Raw genomic sequence first — 1,054 nt, 5'->3', positions numbered from 1 at the left:
CACGCAGCAGCCCAGTGAATAAGAGAGGTTAACCCGCATAGCTGGCTGACCGACACGCTCACCAAGCTCGCCAACGGCTATCCCGCGAACCGTGTCGGTGACCTCATGCCCTGGACCGACGCGGGCTGAGAACATCGGTTACGTCATCGTTGCTCGTAGTCGACGAGATCGGGTATCTTCCAGTTACGCCTGGTGGCGGCAATCTGTTCTTCCAACTGGTCAACGCGCGATACGAAGAAGGCGCGATGATCCTCACCTCAAATCGCGGCTTTGCCGAATGGGGTGACGTGTTCGGCGATCACGTTGTCGCCACCGCGCTGCTCGACCGGCTGCTGCATCATGCCGTCGTCGTTCAGATCGAGGGCTCCAGCTATCGCATGCGCCAGCACGCCGACCTGCTGCCCGAGCACAGTAGGTCCAGCTCTCCCATCAACCCGCCGCCGACCCCGAAACGCCGCGGTCGGCCACCATCGAAGGCACCCGCCGATCAGGAATACGGCTGATCACCACAACCCAACCCGCCCCAGCCAGAACAGGGAATTTTAGGAGCCCACTTTTAGGGAAACTTCGGTGCCCGTTGACAGCACCCGTTCGTGAAGCTCGCTTACGCCGACAGCGCCTATACCAACGCGCGTGTCGCAATGGCGACGTCGATCGGCATCCAGATCGTGCGCAAGTTCGCCGATCAAACCGGCTTGTTGTCCATCCACGTCGCTGGGTCGTCGAGCGAACCTTTGCCTGGCTCAACCGCAATAGACGCCTCGCCAAAGACTTCGAGCAAAGCATCCGATCCGCCACTGCCTTCCTATACGCCGCGTCCGCCATGTTGCTTATCCGGCGGCTCGCTCGTTACGCATGAGATTCGAGACGGCTCTTAGAGCCATCTAGCGAAATCGATACCAGATCAATTATATAATCGAGTGACAAAGCCAAGCGTTTGATGCATGTCTACTTTGTTAGATTTATCTGCCGTGCAGGGGGTGACACTATGATAGCGGTTGAGGTCAAGAAGTTTCTTGGTGTATTAACAGGCTGCTGAAAAAGGGCTTGGCTA

The 1,054-nt window shown here is 57.8% G+C and carries 2 protein-coding genes and 1 pseudogene; all 3 read left to right on the top strand.

Going from position 1 to position 1,054, the window contains the following annotated elements; translation table 11 throughout:
* The first annotated feature begins 18 nt into the window (after positions 1-18).
* The 3 genes and pseudogenes from QU44_RS18910 to QU44_RS18940 all read left to right on the top strand — a co-directional run bounded on the left by QU44_RS18910 (position 19) and on the right by QU44_RS18940 (position 859).
* Positions 19-129 carry a transposase domain-containing protein gene (locus QU44_RS18910; protein ID WP_269429181.1) on the top strand — a complete coding sequence of 37 codons (111 nt, stop codon included), beginning with the start codon at positions 19-21 and terminating at the stop codon, positions 127-129.
* A 17-nt stretch (positions 130-146) separates the two neighbouring features.
* A pseudogene (locus QU44_RS16965) lies at positions 147-503 on the top strand (ATP-binding protein); the annotation flags it as partial.
* A 74-nt stretch (positions 504-577) separates the two neighbouring features.
* Positions 578-859, top strand: a complete 282-nt coding sequence (locus tag QU44_RS18940; RefSeq protein ID WP_331377498.1) for a transposase — start codon at positions 578-580, stop codon at positions 857-859.
* The last annotated feature ends 195 nt before the right edge of the window (positions 860-1,054 follow it).

Origin of the sequence: Sphingomonas sp. 37zxx (genome assembly GCF_000786205.1) — a bacterium.
Classification (GTDB): domain Bacteria; phylum Pseudomonadota; class Alphaproteobacteria; order Sphingomonadales; family Sphingomonadaceae; genus Sphingomonas.
The sequence above is the reverse complement of the archived record's forward strand: the minus strand, read 5'-3'. Positions and strand labels throughout refer to the sequence as shown.